Below are 16,858 nucleotides of genomic sequence, written 5' to 3'. Positions count from 1 at the left end.
TCCCATCCTCGTCCGAACGTTCCGTCTCAACCCTCGCAGCTTCGCGCCGCGGGCATGGCCGTCTGACCGGTTGAAAAGCCGGCGAGATTGACCGAGAGCCCGAAGCTCGTGGAGGGGTCCACGTCATCGGTATCGGTGTAGCGGCGCGATGCCGAAAGGTCCACCGTGACGCATTCGTTGCGCCAGCCAGCGCCGATCTCGGCGCGCACCGGCGCGTCGGCGGCGATGTCGTAGCGCGCCTCGGCCGAGAGGCTCCATCGCGGGCCCAGATTCAGCACCGTGTCGAACGCAATCTCGGAGATCCGGGGCTGGTCCTCAGCCGGTCCCTCCTCGAGCCACAGATAGGCGGCGGTGAAATCGAAGCTCTCGCGGTCGAAGCCGAGCCGCGCCTCGGCGGTGGAGATGCCGAAATCGTCATCGAAGGTGGTCGAGGCCTCGAGCCCGAGATCCTGTCCGAGATCGAGCCTTGTCGAGATCAGCCAGTCGGAGCGGGTCGAGGTCAGCCCGGTGATGTCGTCGATTCCCTGAAGCGCCTCGTCGCGCAGCAGCCGCCCGCCCAGCACCGACAGGCTCCGACCATCGGCGCCGAGCAGGCTCCAGCGCAATCCGAGTCCGGCATTGAGACCGGTTTCCTGCAGATCCTCGCCCGGCAGCCGGTCGAGCGCGAAGAGCGAGGCCGCGTCGAACTCGGCCAGCCGCGAATCCTCGTTGGGCACGTCGCCGCCCTGCGTCGCCACGCCGGCAAGGCTCGCCACCGGCTCGATGATCTGGGCGGTGCCGTCGTCGCTGCGCCGAAGCAGGGGCCAGCGCAGGGTCACCCCGGCCGATTGCGCCGCCCGCAGCACCGTGTCGTCGAATTCGGGGTCATCGTCGATGGCATAGGCGTCGAGCCGGCCGCGCAGCTCGGTGGTGAACTGCAGGCCGGGGCCGATGATGACATCGCCGTACCAGTCGCCGGAAACGCCGCCGCGGGTGACGTCGCGCGTCGCCTCCGGGTCACCCGGGTCGCCGTCGCGCCACAGCGCGTCGGCGTCGGCGCGCAGGCGCAGCCGGCCCCCCAGCGGAGCCGGGCGCAGCACCGCCTCGCGCTCGACCCGCGCCACCAGCGGCGGCAGCGACGCGCTGGATTCATCTTCGCGCAGGCTTTCGTAGTAGGCGATCTCGGCCAGCGCGTAGCCGTCGTCGCGCAGCCGGTAGGCGCGCAGGCTGCTGTCGAGCCGATCCTGATCGGAGAGGTCGTAATCGAGGAGGAAGGCCTCGTCCGACACGGCTTCGAGATCGAATTCGAGCCGGATGTCGCGCGGCAGTGCGAAGGCGCCCTCGGCGAAGAGCGCATAGCGCGGCGAGACCGCGCCGTCATCCTCGGCGAGGTGCGTCTCGATCTGGGTCCAGCCGCTGCGGAAGGCCTGCCGGTAGCGCAGTTCGAGATTGCGGGCCCCGGTGGCAATCCACGGGGTCACGGTCAGGTCGCGGCGGCCGCCGAGGCGGATGAAATAGGGCAGCTTCAGCCCGAAGCCCAGCGTGTCCGAGGAGAAGAGCTGCGGCACCAAGAGCCCCGAGGCGCGATCCAGCGTCGGGTCCGGAAGGCGCATCCGCGGCAACCAGAACACCGGCACGCCGGCGACGCGGAAGGTCGCGTCGTCGAAATAGAGCTGCTGGCCGATCTCGTCATGCACCACCCGCGCGGCGCGGATCTCCCACAGCGGCGCCTCGGTCCCGCAGACCCGGCACGAGGTCGCCGCCGTGCGGGTGAGCGCGGTCAGCCCGGTGCCGGTGCGGTCGATCCGTGCCGCCGAGACCTGAAGCTGCCGGTCCAGAACCAGCCGCGCGCCGCGCAGCAGCCCGGCTTCGAGCCGCGGATCGATCTCGGCGGCCTCGGCGGTGAACACCTCGCCATCGGGGGTGGTGATCAGGATCGGCCCGGTGACGCTGAGCCGGTCGGCGGCGCGGTCATAGGTGATCGCCGAGGCGCTGAGCCGGGTGCCGTCGTAGAAGGCCTCGACATTGCCGCGCGCCACCAGCACCTCCTGCGCGGTGACGGTGACGCTGTCGGCCACGAGCTGGGCGAGACCCTGCGCGGCGAGGGGCAGCGGCGTCATGGCGGGCATCAGCCCCATCAGGGCCGCAAGCAGGCGTCGGATCATCCATCCTCCAGGTGTAGCAGCAGGCCGAGCGACGACAGGATCGCCGCGACGGGCGGAGCCCAGGCCGCGAGCGCGGGCGGGATCTGTCCGTTCTCGCCGAGGATCTGCGCGAAGTTGCGCAGGAAGTACACGCCGAAGCTCAGCAATATCGCGCCCAGCACCATGACGCCGACCCGGCCGCCGCGCTGGTGACGCATGGTAAAGCCCGCGCCGATCAGCAGCATCGCGGTCAGGAAGGCGGGCTGCGCCAGCTCGGTCTGCAAGAACACCTGGTGGCGGCGCGCGGTGAAGCCCGCTTCCTTCAGCCGGTCGATGAAGCCCGGCAGCTTCCACACCGAGATCGCCGCCGGATCGCCGAAGCTGTCGCGGATCTGGGTGGCGGTGAGCGACGAGGCCAGCGTCATCTGTGGCAACCGCTCGGCGGCGGTCTCGGGGTTATCGGCCGAGAGCGGCCAGCGCTTGACCCCGCGCAGCAGCCAGTGGCCGGTCTGCAGCTCGGCCAGGCTCGCCTCGACCCGCTCGCGCGGGCGGCCCTCGGTGTCGAAGGTCAGGAAGCTCGCCTCGCGCAGCACGGTGCCGTCGAGATTGCTGCCCTTGGCGCGGATCACCGTCTGCACCTCGCTGTCGCCCTGCCTGAGCCAGAGCCCATCATCCGAGAGGGTGATCACCCGTTCCTCGCCCTTGAGGCTGTCGGTGCGGGCCTCGTAGGCGCGGGTGGTCGCGGCGACCAGCGGGTTGATCAGCGCCACGGCGGCGACGCCGAGGAGCAGCGTCACCACGACCGGGGCGATCAGCGCCGCGAGCGCCGAGCGGCCGGCGGCTCGGGTGACCACCAGCTCAGAGGAGCGGGCGAGGCCGAGAAACAGCGCGATGCCCGAGATGATCACGATCAGCGGCAGGATCTCGTAGAGCTGGGCCGGGGCGTTGAGCATGCTCACGGCCAGAAGCTCGCCGATGCCGGTGGTGCCGCCGAAGCGCCGCGCCTGCTCGACGAAATCGATCATCGTCAGCATCGCGAAGAAGATGCCGAGCGTGCCGAGAAACGCCATGATGTAGCGGCGGGCGAAATAGCGGTGCAGGATCATGCCGGAACACCCCTTCGGTACTTGCGGCGCGGCCGACCCGCCAGCACCAGCTCCACGGCGACGATGGCCAGGGCCGCGATGGCGGGAACATAGACCAGCGGCCAGCGCGAGGGATCGCCGCGCAGCGCCGAGGCGACCACGGATTCCAGCGACTGCACGAGGATGATCAGCCCGATCGCGCCGAGGATCTGGCGCCAGACGCCAAAGCGCGAAAAGCCGCCGATCAGCAGGGTGGCAAAGCCGATCAGCGGCGCCGCCACCGACAGGAGCGCCGCCGCGACGCGGTCATGCGCCTCCACAGCGAGCTGCGCCGCGTTGCGGTCGGTCGCCTCCAGGGTTTCGGGCGTCGGGCGCAGCAGCTCTAGCGTCGAGACCTCGCGGGTGCGCCTGCGACCGCTGTCCGAGGCGCGGGTCAGCGGCTCCAGATCATAGGCGAAATCCTCGAAGCGGGTGGTCGAAAGCCGCGCCGCCTCGGGTTGCAGCACCTGCACCAGCCCGTCGATCATCACCAACTGCGGCGCGGTCGCGGTTTCCACCAGATAGGCGCTGGAGGCGGTGTAGGTGACGGTCTCCTCGGGGTCGCGGCTGTCCGAGATCAGCAGGTCTCGCAGCTCGCCCTCGGGAGTGATGTCGCGGATGTAGAGGGTGATGCCCGAGATCGGCGAGAGGAACTCGCCCTCCTGCAGCAGCCGCGCCGTGGCGCTGCGCGCGATCTCGGCCTGCCGGTCGGCGAGCCTTGCATTGGCGAGCGGGTTGATCACCACCGTCAGCGCGCCGGTGAGCAGCCCGGCCACGATGCCGAAGGCCAACACCGGCCGCGCCAGCCGGAACGGCGAGAAGCCGGTGGCCTGCATCACGGTGAGCTCACTGTCCGAGCTCAGCCGGTTGGTGACGTAGAGCGCCGCGGCAAAGCCCGCGATTGGCAGCACCAGCCGGATCAGCGAGGGCAGGGTGAGCATGGTGAGTTCGAGGAACACCGAGAGGTTCTGCCCGTCGGCCACCAGCTGGTCGAACAGCTGCACGGCGCTGTTGACCCAGTAGACCAGCACCAGCACCAGCGCGAAAAAGCCGAACAGCATCATCAGCTGCGACAGCATGTACCTGTCGAATCGCGCCACCGGTCCCTCGTCCATCCATGGCCGCCGAGGTGGCCGCCCGTCTTCGCACATCCTAGCCGAGGGTGCGGGCGGGTTGAACCGCGATCTGGCCTTTGCCGGTCTCGGCGGCTAGGCTCCGCCGCCAGAGCCAATGATCCCCGACAACGACCAAGGAGCCGGCATGTCCCGCACCCCCCGCATCGATTTCCATCCCCATGACGCGCAGGATCTCACCGCCGCGCAGGGCCGAGTCGCCGTCTTCATGGGTCCCGACGGCCCCGAGACCGAGGCGGTGCGTGCGCTCGACGAGGCGATGGGCGGGGCGCTGGCGCGGCTGGCCGGGGGGCGGCGCTGGAGCCGGGCCGGTACCGGCGACGTGGTCGAGATCGCCGTGCCCGCGGGCCTTGCCGCCGAGGCGGTGCTGGTGGTGAAGCACGATGCCGAGACCGACCGTCTCGCGATGCGCCGCGCCGGTGGCGCCATCGCCGCCAGTGCCGGGCGCGGCGACCTGACGGTGCTGGCCTCGGGGCTGCGCCATGCCGGAGAGGTGGCGCTGGGCCTCGCGCTGCGCGCCTACCGCTTCGACGCGCATCAGAAGCAGGACCCCGATGCCGAGCCGGATGGGTGCGTGCGGTTCATTTCCGACGATGCCGAGGCGCTGGCGCGCGAGGCCGGTCCGATGGCCGCGATTGCCGAGGGCGTGGCCTTCACCCGCGATCTCGTCAACGAGCCCGCCAACGTGCTGACCACCGACGATTTCGCGGCGCGTCTCGCTGCGATGCAGGAACTGGGGCTCGAGGTCGAGATCCTTGAAGAGGACGAGCTCAAGCGTCTTGGCATGGGCGCTCTGCTTGCCGTGGGCCAGGGCTCCGACAGCCCCTCCAAGGTGGTGGTGATGCGCTGGCAGGGTGGCGGCGACGAGGCGCCGCTGGCGCTGGTGGGCAAGGGCGTGGTGTTCGACACCGGTGGCATCTCTCTCAAGCCCGCCGCCGGCATGGAGGACATGACCATGGACATGGGCGGCGCGGGCACCGTCGCGGGGACGATGCGGGCGCTGGCGCTGCGCCGCGCCAAGGCCAATGTCGTGGGCCTTGTGGGACTCGTGGAGAACATGCCCTCGGGTAACGCCACCCGCCCCGGCGACGTGGTGCGCTCCATGAAGGGCGACACGATCGAGGTGATCAACACCGATGCCGAGGGCCGGCTCGTGCTGGCTGACGTGATGTGGTACGCGCAGGAGCGGTTCAAGCCCTCGGGCATGATCGATCTCGCGACGCTGACCGGCGCCATCATCGTGGCGCTGGGCCACGAGAATGCGGGGGTCTTCTCGAACGAGGACGGCTTTGCCGAGGCGCTCCTGGCGGCGGCGCAGGCCGAGGGCGAGGGCGCGTGGCGGCTGCCGATGGGCGAGGCTTATGACAAGGTCTTGAAGAGTCGGGTCGCCGATATGCGCAACGTCGGCACCGGCCGCGAGGGCGGATCGATCACCGCGGCGCAGTTTCTCAAGCGCTTTGTGCAGGACGGCACGCCCTGGATCCATCTCGACATCGCCGGGACCGCGTCGCTGAAGTCGGATTCGGCGCTTGGCCCCAAGGGCGCAACTGGTTGGGGCGTGATGGCGCTCAACCGCCTCGTGGCCGATCGCTACGAGGGCTGAGACGATGGGCGCGGCCTTTTTCTATCACCTGACCGAGGGACCGGCCGAGGAGCTGCTGCCGCAGCTCCTCGGGCTTGCGGGCAAACAGGGCTGGCGGGTGGAGATTAGGGGCCGCGCCGCCCGCGCCATGGACCGGCTCGACGCGGCGCTGTGGCGCATGGGACCGCCCGAGAGCTTTCTGGCGCATGGGCGTGCCGGCGGGCCGCATGACGGGATGCAGCCGATCCTTCTCACCGCCGAGGGCGAGGCGGCGCCGAAGCTGCCTTGCGTGATCTGTCTCGACGGCGCCGAGATCGCGCCCGAGGAGGTGCAGGCGGCCGAGCGCGCCTGCATCCTGTTCGACGGTTTCGACGAGGCGGCGGTTCAGGCGGCGCGCGGCCAATGGAAGCGGCTGACCGGCGCGGGCTGCGCCGCGCAGTACTGGGCGCAGGAGGGCGGCCGCTGGACCAAGAAGGCCGAGGGGTGACGCCCCGGGGCGGGCCGGGAATCTGCGTATTTCGGGAACAAAGTCACGAGGCTCAGCGCGTCAGGACCAGCGTGCCGTTCTCGATCTCGATGCGGCCGAAGAGCCGCAGGTAGCCCATGCCAAGGAGCGATCCGGCGAGGTCGCCATCGGTGACCACGGCGCTCAGCCCCTCATCCTTGATCGGGCCCAGCGCGACGCTGTCGAGCCGCACCCGCGCGGTGCGCACCGTGCCGTTGGCGGTCACGGCGGAGCCCAGATAGGTGAGTTCTTCGGGGTCGATTCCGGCGCGGCGCGCGTCCTCGCGGCCCAGCACCATGTCGGTGGCGCCGGTGTCGACCACGAAATCGATCGGCGCGCCGTTGACCTCGAGCGTCAGGTAGTAATGCCCGTCGCGCGCCTGCGGCACCTCGATGCCCTCGGCGCCGATCATGGTTTGGCGCGGCATCGCATCCTCGCGGATGTCCGACCACAGCCCGGCGGCGGCGATGGCGCCGATGAAGATCAGCGTCCAGACGGCGGCCTGCTGCGCGACCTGTCCCAGCCGGTCGCGATTCTGCACGAGGAACCAACCGGCGATGGCGGCGCCGAGGAGGCCGAGATAGGCAAGGCTGGCGAGGTTGTCTGGGCTCATCGCCCTAATATGGTATCAATTTTCGGCAGGGAAAGGCAGTCCGAAACCGGAACCGTGCAGACCGTCGATGATGAACTGCACCGCGAGCGCCGCGAGCAGCATGCCGAGCACCCGCGTCACCACGTTGAGCCCCACTGAGCCCAGCACCCGCGCCAGCGGATCGGCCAGCGCGAAGGCGATCCAGACGGTCGCCAGAACCGATAGGGCCACGCCGTAGATCGCGGCGTAGCCGAGCGGGCCGGTGGCCTCGGCGGTCAGCAGGATCAGCGTGGTGATCGCGCCGGGACCGACGATCAGCGGCAGCGCCAGCGGAAAGATCGAAGGATCCTGATCGGGTTCGGCCCCTTCCTCGGCATTGTCGCGGCGTCGTGCCTGCCGTCTCTCGAACAGCATGTCGAGCGCCGTCAGGAACAGCAGCACCCCGCCGGCGATGCGGAAGGCCGGGACCGAGATGCCGATGAAGCGCAGCACCGCGTCGCCAAGCACCAGGAACAGCAGCATCAGCACGGCAGAGGTCGACAGCGCCCGGAAGGTCACGCCGCGCCGCTGCGCCGGAGACATTCCCGCCGTCATCGCGACGTAAAGCGGCGCGAGACCGATCGGATCGACGATCACGAACAGCGTGGTGAAAGCGGTGACGAGGGTGGCGATTTCGATCACGGTCGGGTCCTCGGGCCTGCCGGCGGGCCGGACCCGCGTTCCTGTCGCACCGTGCCGGGCGACGCTCCTTGGGGCAAGGCCGCGCCGGAAATGACGCGGCATCGCCCATGACTTTGTTCTTCAAATACGCCGGGGGAGGGCCGCAGGCCCGGGGGCAGCGCCCCCGAAACCCGGTCAGGCCGCCTCGGCGCGCTCCAGCTTCTCGAGCGCCGCCATCCACATCGCCTCGGCCCGGCCCAGCGCCTCCATGGCCTCGGCGTATTTCTTGTTCCAAGTCTCGAGTTCGCCCTTGCGGCCATCCTCGTAGAGCGCGGGGTCGGCGAGCTTCTTGGCAAGCTTGTCGCGCATCTCGTTGATTTTGTTCACCCGCTCCTCGCATTTGCGGGCCTCAGAGCGCAGCGTCAGGATCGCCTCGCGAGAGGGTTTCTCGACCTTGGGCTTCTCGGCTTTCGGCTTATCGGCCGGCTTGTCGCCGCTGAGCAGCATCTTGCGATAGGCCTGCAGGTCTTCCTCATAGGCCGAGACGCGGCCGTCCTTCACGAGCCAGAGCCGGTCGGCGACCATCGACAGAAGATGCATGTCGTGGCTGACGAGGATCACCGCGCCGGAATAGGCGGTGAGCGCCTCGACCAGCGCCTCGCGGCTCTCGATGTCGAGGTGGTTGGTCGGCTCGTCGAGGATCAGCAGATGCGGCGCGTCGATGGTGGCAAGCAGCAGCGACAACCGTGCCTTCTGCCCCCCCGAGAGCCGGCCCACCTCGGTCTCGGCCTGCGCCGCGCCAAGGCCGAAGCCCGCGAGCCGCGCCCGCAGCTTGGGCGGCATCACGTCGGGCAGGGCGCGCTGGATGTGCTGCAGCGGCGTCTCCTCGACGCGCAATTCGTCGACCTGGTGCTGGGCGAAGAATCCGATGCGCAGCTTGTTCGAGCGCACGATCTTGCCGCCCATCGGCGCGAGTCGGTCCGACAGGAGCTTCGACAGCGTCGACTTGCCTTCGCCGTTGCGGCCCAGAAGCGCGATCCGGTCGTCCTGGTCGATCCTGAGATCGAGCTTCGAGAGCACCACCTTGTCGTCGTAGCCGACCGAGACGCCCTCGGTGGCGATGATCGGCGGCGACAGCTCCTCGGGCTCGGGGAAGGTGAAGACGGTGCGGGCCGCGTCCTCGGGCACCCGGATCGTTTCCATCTTCTCGAGCATCTTCACACGGCTCTGGGCCTGCTTGGCCTTGGACGCCTTGGCCTTGAAGCGATCGACGAAGCTTTGCAGGTGGGCGCGCTGGGCATCCTGCTTCTTCGAGGCGGCGACCAGCACGGCGCGCTGCGCGGCGCGGGCCTTGGCGAACTGGTCGTAATTGCCGGACCAGTAGGTTAGCTGGCGGTTTTCCAGATGCAGGATGCCGCCGACCGAGCGGTTCAGAAGCTCGCGGTCGTGGGAGACGATCAGCACCGTGTGCGGGTAGCGCACGAGGTAGTTTTCGAGCCAGAGCGCGCCTTCGAGGTCGAGATAGTTGGTCGGCTCGTCGAGCAGCAGGAGGTCGGGCTCGGAGAACAGCACCGCCGCCAGCGCCACGCGCATCCGCCAGCCGCCCGAGAAGGCGGAGCAGGGCATGAGCTGCTCTTCATGGGTGAAGCCCAGCCCCTTGAGGATCGTCGCGGCGCGCGCCTCGGCGGACCAAGCGTCGATATCGGCGAGCCGGGTCTGGATCTCGGCGATCCGCGACGGGTCGCTCGACTGCTCGGCCATCAGGCTGGCGCGCTCGGTATCGGCAGCCAGCACGGTGTCGATCAGCGAGACCTCGTTGCCCGGCACCTCCTGGGCGACGCCGCCGATGCGGGCGCCACGCGGCAGCTCGATCTCGCCGGTGTCGAGCGTCAGCTCGCCCCGGATCAGCTTGAACAGCGTGGATTTGCCGGTGCCGTTGCGGCCCACGACGCCGACCTTGTGGCCGGCCGGGATCACGGCGGAGGTATGTTCGAGAAGCGGGCGGCCCTCGACGGAATAGGAGATGTCTGTGATGCGCAACATGGACGGGCCTTGCCCGATGCCGGGCGCGAGGTCAACGGGGCGGGTCCCAGGCGGCTCGGGGGCGCCATGCGTATTTGAAGAAAGATGAACGGGGGCGGCGCCTCTTCCGGTTCATCTTTCCTCAAATACGCAGATCCCGAAGGCGGACCAAGAGGCGCTGCCTGAACCCCATGCACATCCGGCGTCTTTTCACCTCGCCCGGCTCGTGCTAGGGCGCGCGGCGACCGGAGGCGCATATCCGCGCCCCCTTGCTGCAACCCGTTCAAATGAGGGACATCATGGCCACCGAACGCACGCTCTCGATCATCAAGCCCGACGCCACCAAGCGCAACCTGACCGGCAAGATCAACGCCAAGTTCGAAGATGCGGGCCTGCGCATCATCGCTCAGAAGCGGATCCAGCTGACCCAGGACCAGGCCGGCCAGTTCTACGCCGTCCACAAGGAGCGTCCCTTCTTCGGTGAGCTGACCGAATTCATGGCCTCCGGCCCGGTCGTCGTGCAGGTGCTCGAAGGCGAAGGCGCGATCGCCAAGAACCGTGAAGTGATGGGCGCGACCAACCCCGCCGACGCCGCCGCCGGCACCATCCGCGCCGAGTTCGCCGAGAGCGTCGGCGAGAACTCGGTGCACGGCTCGGATGCCCCCGAGACCGCCAAGGAAGAGATCGCCTTCTTCTTCTCGGGCCTCGAACTGGTCGGCTAAGGCCACCTCGTTTCGCAACGACCGAAGGGCCCGCCATCGCGCGGGCCCTTTTTCGTGAACGCCTTCGGGCAGACGAGAAGGCAGGCAGCGGCGAAAATCCTTATCGCTTCGTCGGCCCTCGGCCACGACGATGCGGGGGTCATCGACGCAGGCGACAGCGGTCAGTCGTGGTCGCCATCCCGCACCGCCAAAAGCGTCCAGCTTCTCCGGCGAACCTGATCGAGCGGTTCAGGCGCCAGCGCGAATGGCCGTCCAGATCGTGTGCCGGGCCCCGCGCTTGGTGCGGCCGGCACGGACCGTCTTCGCATCCACCTCGAAGCCGCTCAGGGACAGCCTCTCCGAGAATTTCCTGTCCGGCGCAGCGGACCAGACGGCGAGAACCCCGCCGGGGGTCAGGGCGCGGTGCGCGGCGCGCAGCCCGGCCTTGCCGTAAAGCGCGTCGTTGCCTTCGCGCGTCAGCCCATCCGGACCATTATCGACGTCGAGCAGGATCGCGTCGTAGGTGTCGGACGCCGCGCGGATCTCCTGACCGACATCGCCGAGCTGGATCTCGACCCGCGGGTCCGACAGGCAGTCACCGAAGACCGATCCCATGTGGCGCGACGCCCAGTCGACCAGCTCAGGAACGATTTCCGAGACGATCAACCGCGCGTCGGGCGGCGCGATCGCCTGCGCCGCCCGCAAGGTGAAGCCCATGCCCAACCCCCCGATCAGGATATGCGGGGCGGGGCGACCGGCCAAGCGCTCGAAAGCGAAACTGGCGAGGGCTTCCTCGGAGCCGCTGAGGCGGCTGCTCATCAGCTCGTTCCCGTCGCCGAGACGGATCGAGAACTCCTCGCCCCGCCGCAGCAGCCTGAGCGTGTCCCCTTGCGGAGCCGTCGCCGTCGCCAGATGAATCCACGGGAGCATGCTGTCCTCGACCCTTGTCATTCGATCCGGCATAGGCCCTATCCGATCACCGGGCGCATTTGAAGGACGCGAGGTTCAGCGAGCGACCGGTTGAAACTCCGGACTGTCAGATGCCTGAACCACGGCGCCGCAGCATCGGCGGTGCGATCACGTCCGCATGCCCTGATTGGGGATGTGCGACCTCTCCGGCCGCGCTCAATTCGAGGCGAAGACCGACCAGCCGGTGCGATCCGCCAGCATCTCCAGCGCCATCGAGGCGAGCTGCGAATTGCCGACCGCGTTGAGCCCCGGCGACCAGCAGCCGATCGCGGCGCGGCCCGGCGCCACCGCGAGGATGCCGCCGCCGACGCCGCTCTTGCCCGGCAGGCCCACGCGAAAGGCGAATTCGCCCGAGCCGTCGTAATGGCCGCAGGTCAGCATCAGCGCGTTGATCTGGCGCGCCATGCGCGGCGCGATGGCGCGCGGCCCGCCCGGATGCAGCGCGCCGTCGAAGGCGAGAAAGCGTCCGGCCTGCGCCAGCTGGCGCGGCGTCATCGCGATGGCGCAATGGTGGAAATAGGTGCCGATCACCTTTTCGGGGTGGCGCTGGATCGTTCCGAAATCGCGCATAAAATTAGCCAGCGCCGCGTTGCGCCAGCCGGTCTCGGTCTCGGATTTCGCCACCGCCGGATCGATGGCGATGTCGTCGTCATCGGCGAGAAAGCGGACGAATTGCAGGATCTGGCCCAGCGCCTCTCGCGGTTCGGAGCGCGACAGGATCGCGTCGGTCACCGCGATGGCCCCGGCATTGATGAAGGGATTGCGGGGGATGCCGCGCTCGTGCTCCAGCTGGACGATGGAGTTGAACGGATCGCCCGATGGCTCGCGGCCCACCCGGGTCCAGAGCTGATCGCCGATCCGTCCCAGCGCCACCGCGAGCGCGAAGGCCTTGGAGATCGACTGGATCGAAAAGCGGGTATCGGCATCGCCACCGGCGATCACGTTGCCTTCGGCGGTCGACAGCACCAGCGCGAAGCGGCCGGGATCGATCTTGGCCAGTTCGGGGATGTAGTCGGCGACGCGGCCGCGCTCAGTCTCGCCCGCCATGCGCTCGCAGATCTCGTCGACGATCTCGCGCAGCCGTACCGGGTCCGAAACGCTCACCGGCTCAGCACTTCACTTCGCTGTCGCGCAGGCCGGTCTCGACCAGCAGGCAACGATCGCGCGCTTCGTAATAGTACCCCCGGCTGTACCACTTCACCGCCGCGTCGCGGTTGCGGTTGCCGACGATCCAGGCGCCGCGCAGGTATTTCACCGCGTAGCGCAGGTTGGTTGCCGGATCGAGAAGTTCGGAGGCGGGGCCGCGATGGCCCATGGTGCGCGCCGTCTCGGGGCTGATTTGCATCAGCCCGTAATAGGACCCGTTGCGCGCGCGCGGGTTGTAGGAGCTTTCGCGCTGCACCACCCGATGCACCAGATCGCGCGGCACCTTGTAGGCATCGGCATAGGCGTTGATCAGTCGCCTGATCTGTGGCGATTCGTTGGGATAAAGCTCGGCGGGCTCGGGCTGCCGTCGGCCACAGGCGGCAAGGGCAGCCAGTGATAGGCCAAGGGCGGCGCGGCGGCTGTAACGCATCGGAAAACTCCGTCCAGGAAGCGGTCCGACCGTTCTAGCCCGCCGCGCCGCGCCGCGAAAGCGCGGCTTGGCCGGGGCCCGGGGCTCAGATCGCCGCGAAGTCCCGGAACATCGGCTTGGCGGGGGGCTTCTGACCCTGGCGGGGCTGCGCTGGGGCGTCTTTGGACGTGGTGTTGCTCGGCATGTCGCGTTCCTTGTCTGCGGCCTTCGCTCAGGCCGCCTCATGCGGTGCCGCTACACTCCGGCGGTAGCGATTCTTCAAGGCTGCACGCGCATGGCGACAGCCGCCGGGCGAAAAAGCGGCACCCCGTGGGCGACCTTTCGCCAACCTAACGGGGACGCCGCCGCCGAGGTCCCTCAACAGGGCGTGAGGTGCAGCGTCTCCCCCGCCTCTGTGCCGAATTCGCGACAGCTCCCGTCGGCGCAGAGCGTCCAGCCAGCGCCGGTTGCGCCGGAGGCCGCGAGGGCGAGCGCGGGCACGGCGAGGCCGGGCGACCAGACCCACCAGCCATCCAGCAGCACGGCCCCGGACCCGGGCTCCATTCCCGCGCCCGATCCGCGCACCCGCGCCTCGACCAGACGCAGCGCATCCCCCTCGACGCGCCAGCTTTCGCGCCATTCCACCTTCTCGACGGAATGGGTCCAGCTCAGGTCGAAATCGCCGGTCGCGAGGCCCAGCGCCGTAGCGCCAATCATCAGGCAGGCGCTCATGCCGTTGCCGCGACCGGCCGCCGGGCGATCAGGACGGCGGTGAGTGCGGCGAGGCCGAGGCCGATCCAGTCGGTGATCGGCCATGCCGCCACCAGAGTGAAGGCCGCGATCATCGCCAGCACCCGGAGCCATGCGGGCAGGGGTCGCCCGACCCAGCCGATCACGGCCGCGCCCCACAGCCCGATCGAGAAGACCGATTTGGTGATGATCCAGGCCACGGCGGGCCAGTAGCCGATCGCCTCGGCCAGCGGCCCGCCCCCCTGCAGCATCAGCGCCGGCGAATAGACCGCCATGAAGGGGATCACGAAGCCCGCCGCCGCCACCTTGATCGCCTCGATCGAGATCTTCAGCCCGTTCTCGCGCGCGATCGGGGCGGCGGCGAAGCAGGCCAGCGCCACCGGGGGCGTGAGATCCGCGAGGATGCCGAAATAGAACACGAACATGTGGCTGACGATCAGCGGCACGCCCAGCGCCAGAAGCGCGGGCCCCGCGATCGAGGAGGTGATGATGTAGTTGGGGATGGTCGGGATGCCCATGCCCAGAAGTAGGCAGGTGATCATCGTCAGCACGAGGCTCAGGAACAGGTTGTTCTGGCCCACCGCGACGATGAACTGGCCGAAGGTGTTGGCCGCCCCCGTCAGGGTCATCGCGCCGATGATCACGCCCACCAGCGCGCAGGCCACGCCCACGGGCAGCGCGGTGCGCGCGCCGTCGGCAAGGCTGTCGCGGCACAAAAGCAGCGTCTCGCGCCCGCCCTTGAAGAACAGGCAGACCGCGATCAGCACGAGGATCGCCGCGACCAGCACCTCGATGCCCCATTGCAGGAACGCCGCCGCCACGAGGCCGAGGCCGACCCAGATGATCGCGCGCAGCACCGCGCTGGGCAGGCCGAGCGCGATCGAGCCGCCGAGGATCAGCAGCACGGTGAGGCCGAGACCCACGGTCCCCGCGAAGAGCGGCGTGTATCCCGCGAAAAGCAGGTAGACGAGGATGCCCAAGGGGACGATCAGCATCCAGTTTTCCTTGAGCGCGCCCAGCGCCGAGGGCAGCTCGGCCTTGGAGAGCCCGCGCAGCCCGTGCTTGCCCGCCTCCAGATGCACCATCCAGAACGCCGAGAGGAAATAGAGCAGGGCCGGGACGATCGCGGCCTTGACCACCTCGACATATTCGACGCCCAGCGTCTCGGCCATGATGAAGGCCACGGCGCCCATCACCGGCGGCATGATCTGCCCGCCCATCGAGGCGGTGCTCTCGACGCCGCCCGCGAAGGCGGCGCGGTAGCCGAAGCGCTTCATCAGCGGAATCGTGAACTGGCCGGTGGTGACGACATTGGCGACGCCCGAGCCCGAGATCGTGCCCATGAGGCCCGAGGAGACCACGGCCACCTTGGCCGCGCCGCCCTGACGATGACCGAAGAGCCCGAGTGCCACATCGGTGAAGAGCCGGATCATCCCGGCTTTTTCAAGGAAGGCGCCGAACAGTATGAACAGGAAGATATAGGTCGAGGACACGTAGATCGGGATGCCGTAGATACCCTCGGTGCCGAAGGCCATGTGGTCGATCACCTGCTCGAAATCATAGCCGCGATGGATGAGCGGCGGCGGCAGCAGCTGCCCGAACAGCGTGTAGGCGAGGAAGACGCCCGAGATGATCGGCAGCGCCGGGCCCATCAGCACCAGCGCCGCGCCGAAGACTGTGACGAGCGCCACGACGCCGATCACCAAATCCATCGGCAACGGCCGCCCCGCGCGCATGATCAACGGCTCGTACTGCCACCACTGGTAGAGGGCCACGGCCACGCCCGCGAGCGCGAAGCCCCAGGCCACCGTCTTGAGCCCCGTGCCGCGCCCCCGCGCCGCGGCCACGAGCGGGAAGGTCATCAGCATCAGGAAGCCGACATGCAGGGCGCGGGTGACCTGGCTCGGCAGGTCGACGAGATGCGCCGCCGTCACGATCTGGAAGCTGGAGAAGACCACGGCGATCCAGAACAGGAGCCGTCCGGTCGCGCCGGGGGGAAAGCCCGAGATGTGGTGGTCGGGGCCGCCCGCCTCGGCGGGGATGTCGGTGAGCGGATCGGGCGTTGCGGTCATGCGGCGTGCCTTCGGTCTGGTGCGAAAAGCCCCGTCATCCGGGGGGATGGCGGGGCGGGATCGGGATCGGGGTCCGGACGCCACCGTCTCGGGGCGTCCGGGCGGGTCTGGCCGATCAGTCGATCATGCCCTGCTCGCGGTAATAGCGCTCCGCGCCCGGATGCAGCGGGATCGGCATGCCTTCGAGCGCGTTCTCGATCTTGATGTCGGCGGCGGCCATGTGGTTCGCCTCGAGCGTGTCGAGATTCTCGTAGAGCAGCTTGGTCATCTGGTAGGCGAGATCGTCCGAGACGCCGGCATGGGTGACGAGGTAGTTCGACACGGCGACGGTGGAGACGTCCTCCTCCTGCCCGTCATAGGTACCGGCGGGGATGGTCGCGGCGATATAGGGCGCGCCGAGGCTCTCGGCGGTCTCGGTCGGGATCGCCACCACGTTGATGTCGATCGAGGAGGCGAGATCGCGGATCGAGGCCACGCCGAGCCCCGCCGATTGCAGCGTCGCGTCGAGCTGGCGGTTCTTGATCAGCTCCACCGACTCCGCGAAGGGCAGGTACTCGGTCTTGCCGAGATCGTCATAGCTCATCCCCATGGCGCCGAAGATCGCGCGGGCGTTGAGCTCGGTGCCCGAGGCCGGCGCGCCGACCGAGAGACCCTTGCCCGCGAGATCGGCGAATTCGGTGATGCCGCTCTCGGCCGAGGCCACGACCTGGATGTAGTTGGGATAGATCGCCGCGATGCCGCGGATCTGGTCGAGCGGCGCGGTGAAGCCCGCATCGGCGTTGCCTTCCCAAGCCATCGCCACGGTGTCGCCCAGCGCGAAGGCCAGCTCGCCGCGGCCGTCCTGCAGCAGGTTCATGTTCTCGACCGAGGCCTTGGTCGACTGCACCTGCGTGCGCGCGCCCTCGATGTTCTCGCCATAGATGTTCGAGAGACCGACGCCGAGCGGGTAATACACGCCCGAGGTGCCGCCGGTTAGAATGTTGATGAACTCCTGCGCGTTCGCGGCGAGCGGCGTGGCGACGAGCGCGGTGGCTGCGGCGGCGCCCTTGAGAATGGTGCTGATGGTCATG

The 16,858-nt window shown here is 68.9% G+C and carries 15 protein-coding genes; 3 read left to right on the top strand and 12 right to left on the bottom strand.

All coding sequences use genetic code 11. The features are described from left to right. Nucleotides 1-26: 26 nt before the first annotated feature. Genes LOS8367_RS14575 through lptF form a run of 3 tightly spaced genes read right to left on the bottom strand, consistent with a single transcriptional unit; the run spans nucleotide 27 to nucleotide 4,326 of the window. Nucleotides 27-2,144: an LPS-assembly protein LptD gene (locus tag LOS8367_RS14575; protein ID WP_085897261.1), complete on the bottom strand. Its 2,118-nt coding sequence runs from the start codon at nucleotides 2,142-2,144 to the stop codon at nucleotides 27-29. Further along, entirely contained in the window at nucleotides 2,141-3,229 is a 1,089-nt protein-coding gene (gene lptG, locus LOS8367_RS14570; protein WP_085897260.1) for an LPS export ABC transporter permease LptG, read from the bottom strand. The genes LOS8367_RS14575 and lptG overlap by 4 nt, the downstream gene beginning before the upstream one ends. Then, entirely contained in the window at nucleotides 3,226-4,326 is a 1,101-nt protein-coding gene (gene lptF / locus LOS8367_RS14565) for an LPS export ABC transporter permease LptF (protein WP_085897384.1), read from the bottom strand. The genes lptG and lptF overlap by 4 nt, the downstream gene beginning before the upstream one ends. Nucleotides 4,327-4,507: 181 nt before the next feature. Between lptF and LOS8367_RS14560 the strand changes: the two genes are divergently transcribed. Then, nucleotides 4,508-5,983, top strand: a complete 1,476-nt coding sequence (locus tag LOS8367_RS14560) for a leucyl aminopeptidase (protein WP_085897259.1) — start codon at nucleotides 4,508-4,510, stop codon at nucleotides 5,981-5,983. 4 nt (nucleotides 5,984-5,987) lie between these two features. Continuing rightward, the gene (locus LOS8367_RS14555) at nucleotides 5,988-6,449 is read left to right on the top strand and encodes a DNA polymerase III subunit chi (protein WP_085897258.1); all 462 of its coding nucleotides are present in this window, start codon (nucleotides 5,988-5,990) and stop codon (nucleotides 6,447-6,449) included. Nucleotides 6,450-6,501: 52 nt separating this feature from the next. On the opposite strand, the gene LOS8367_RS14550 is transcribed toward LOS8367_RS14555, so the two are convergent. The 3 genes from LOS8367_RS14550 to LOS8367_RS14540 form a co-directional block, all read right to left on the bottom strand. Then, entirely contained in the window at nucleotides 6,502-7,080 is a 579-nt protein-coding gene (locus tag LOS8367_RS14550) for a retropepsin-like aspartic protease family protein (protein WP_085897257.1), read from the bottom strand. Nucleotides 7,081-7,095: 15 nt separating this feature from the next. Beyond that, on the bottom strand, nucleotides 7,096-7,740 hold the full coding sequence (locus LOS8367_RS14545) for a MarC family protein (RefSeq protein WP_085897256.1): 645 nt from the start codon (nucleotides 7,738-7,740) through the stop codon (nucleotides 7,096-7,098). A 174-nt stretch (nucleotides 7,741-7,914) separates the two neighbouring features. Further along, the gene (locus LOS8367_RS14540) at nucleotides 7,915-9,762 is read right to left on the bottom strand and encodes an ABC-F family ATP-binding cassette domain-containing protein (RefSeq protein WP_085897255.1); all 1,848 of its coding nucleotides are present in this window, start codon (nucleotides 9,760-9,762) and stop codon (nucleotides 7,915-7,917) included. A 278-nt stretch (nucleotides 9,763-10,040) separates the two neighbouring features. Here LOS8367_RS14540 and ndk point away from each other — a divergent pair, with 278 nt between their 5' ends. Next, nucleotides 10,041-10,463 carry a nucleoside-diphosphate kinase gene (gene ndk / locus LOS8367_RS14535; RefSeq protein ID WP_085897253.1) on the top strand — a complete coding sequence of 141 codons (423 nt, stop codon included), beginning with the start codon at nucleotides 10,041-10,043 and terminating at the stop codon, nucleotides 10,461-10,463. Between the two features lie 228 nt (nucleotides 10,464-10,691). On the opposite strand, the gene LOS8367_RS14530 is transcribed toward ndk, so the two are convergent. The 6 genes from LOS8367_RS14530 to LOS8367_RS14505 all read right to left on the bottom strand — a co-directional run bounded on the left by LOS8367_RS14530 (nucleotide 10,692) and on the right by LOS8367_RS14505 (nucleotide 16,857). Continuing rightward, entirely contained in the window at nucleotides 10,692-11,372 is a 681-nt protein-coding gene (locus tag LOS8367_RS14530; protein WP_085897252.1) for a spermidine synthase, read from the bottom strand. Between the two features lie 195 nt (nucleotides 11,373-11,567). After that, nucleotides 11,568-12,515 carry a glutaminase gene (locus LOS8367_RS14525; protein ID WP_085897251.1) on the bottom strand — a complete coding sequence of 316 codons (948 nt, stop codon included), beginning with the start codon at nucleotides 12,513-12,515 and terminating at the stop codon, nucleotides 11,568-11,570. A gap of 4 nt (nucleotides 12,516-12,519) precedes the next feature. Beyond that, entirely contained in the window at nucleotides 12,520-12,987 is a 468-nt protein-coding gene (locus tag LOS8367_RS14520) for a lytic transglycosylase domain-containing protein (RefSeq protein WP_085897250.1), read from the bottom strand. Between the two features lie 357 nt (nucleotides 12,988-13,344). Further along, on the bottom strand, nucleotides 13,345-13,698 hold the full coding sequence (locus LOS8367_RS14515) for a DUF1850 domain-containing protein (RefSeq protein ID WP_085897248.1): 354 nt from the start codon (nucleotides 13,696-13,698) through the stop codon (nucleotides 13,345-13,347). Beyond that, nucleotides 13,695-15,788 carry a TRAP transporter permease gene (locus LOS8367_RS14510; protein ID WP_085897247.1) on the bottom strand — a complete coding sequence of 698 codons (2,094 nt, stop codon included), beginning with the start codon at nucleotides 15,786-15,788 and terminating at the stop codon, nucleotides 13,695-13,697. The genes LOS8367_RS14515 and LOS8367_RS14510 overlap by 4 nt, the downstream gene beginning before the upstream one ends. Nucleotides 15,789-15,903: 115 nt before the next feature. Beyond that, nucleotides 15,904-16,857 carry a TAXI family TRAP transporter solute-binding subunit gene (locus LOS8367_RS14505; protein WP_085897246.1) on the bottom strand — a complete coding sequence of 318 codons (954 nt, stop codon included), beginning with the start codon at nucleotides 16,855-16,857 and terminating at the stop codon, nucleotides 15,904-15,906. Nucleotide 16,858: the final 1 nt, after the last annotated feature.

It is taken from the genome of Limimaricola soesokkakensis, assembly GCF_900172345.1.
Taxonomy (GTDB): domain Bacteria; phylum Pseudomonadota; class Alphaproteobacteria; order Rhodobacterales; family Rhodobacteraceae; genus Limimaricola; species Limimaricola soesokkakensis.
This window is presented reverse-complemented; position numbering and strand designations above follow the sequence as displayed.

Coding starts and splice junctions, on each gene's coding strand:
- ndk (WP_085897253.1), top strand. CDS start 10,041: ATGGCCACCGAACGCACGCTCTCGATCATCAAGCCCGACGCCACCAAG.
- LOS8367_RS14530 (WP_085897252.1), bottom strand. CDS start 11,372: ATGCTCCCGTGGATTCATCTGGCGACGGCGACGGCTCCGCAAGGGGAC.
- lptG (WP_085897260.1), bottom strand. CDS start 3,229: ATGATCCTGCACCGCTATTTCGCCCGCCGCTACATCATGGCGTTTCTC.
- LOS8367_RS14550 (WP_085897257.1), bottom strand. CDS start 7,080: ATGAGCCCAGACAACCTCGCCAGCCTTGCCTATCTCGGCCTCCTCGGC.
- LOS8367_RS14520 (WP_085897250.1), bottom strand. CDS start 12,987: ATGCGTTACAGCCGCCGCGCCGCCCTTGGCCTATCACTGGCTGCCCTT.
- LOS8367_RS14540 (WP_085897255.1), bottom strand. CDS start 9,762: ATGTTGCGCATCACAGACATCTCCTATTCCGTCGAGGGCCGCCCGCTT.
- lptF (WP_085897384.1), bottom strand. CDS start 4,326: ATGCTGTCGCAGCTGATGATGCTGTTCGGCTTTTTCGCGCTGGTGCTG.
- LOS8367_RS14510 (WP_085897247.1), bottom strand. CDS start 15,788: ATGACCGCAACGCCCGATCCGCTCACCGACATCCCCGCCGAGGCGGGC.
- LOS8367_RS14555 (WP_085897258.1), top strand. CDS start 5,988: ATGGGCGCGGCCTTTTTCTATCACCTGACCGAGGGACCGGCCGAGGAG.
- LOS8367_RS14560 (WP_085897259.1), top strand. CDS start 4,508: ATGTCCCGCACCCCCCGCATCGATTTCCATCCCCATGACGCGCAGGAT.
- LOS8367_RS14515 (WP_085897248.1), bottom strand. CDS start 13,698: ATGAGCGCCTGCCTGATGATTGGCGCTACGGCGCTGGGCCTCGCGACC.
- LOS8367_RS14505 (WP_085897246.1), bottom strand. CDS start 16,857: ATGACCATCAGCACCATTCTCAAGGGCGCCGCCGCAGCCACCGCGCTC.
- LOS8367_RS14575 (WP_085897261.1), bottom strand. CDS start 2,144: ATGATCCGACGCCTGCTTGCGGCCCTGATGGGGCTGATGCCCGCCATG.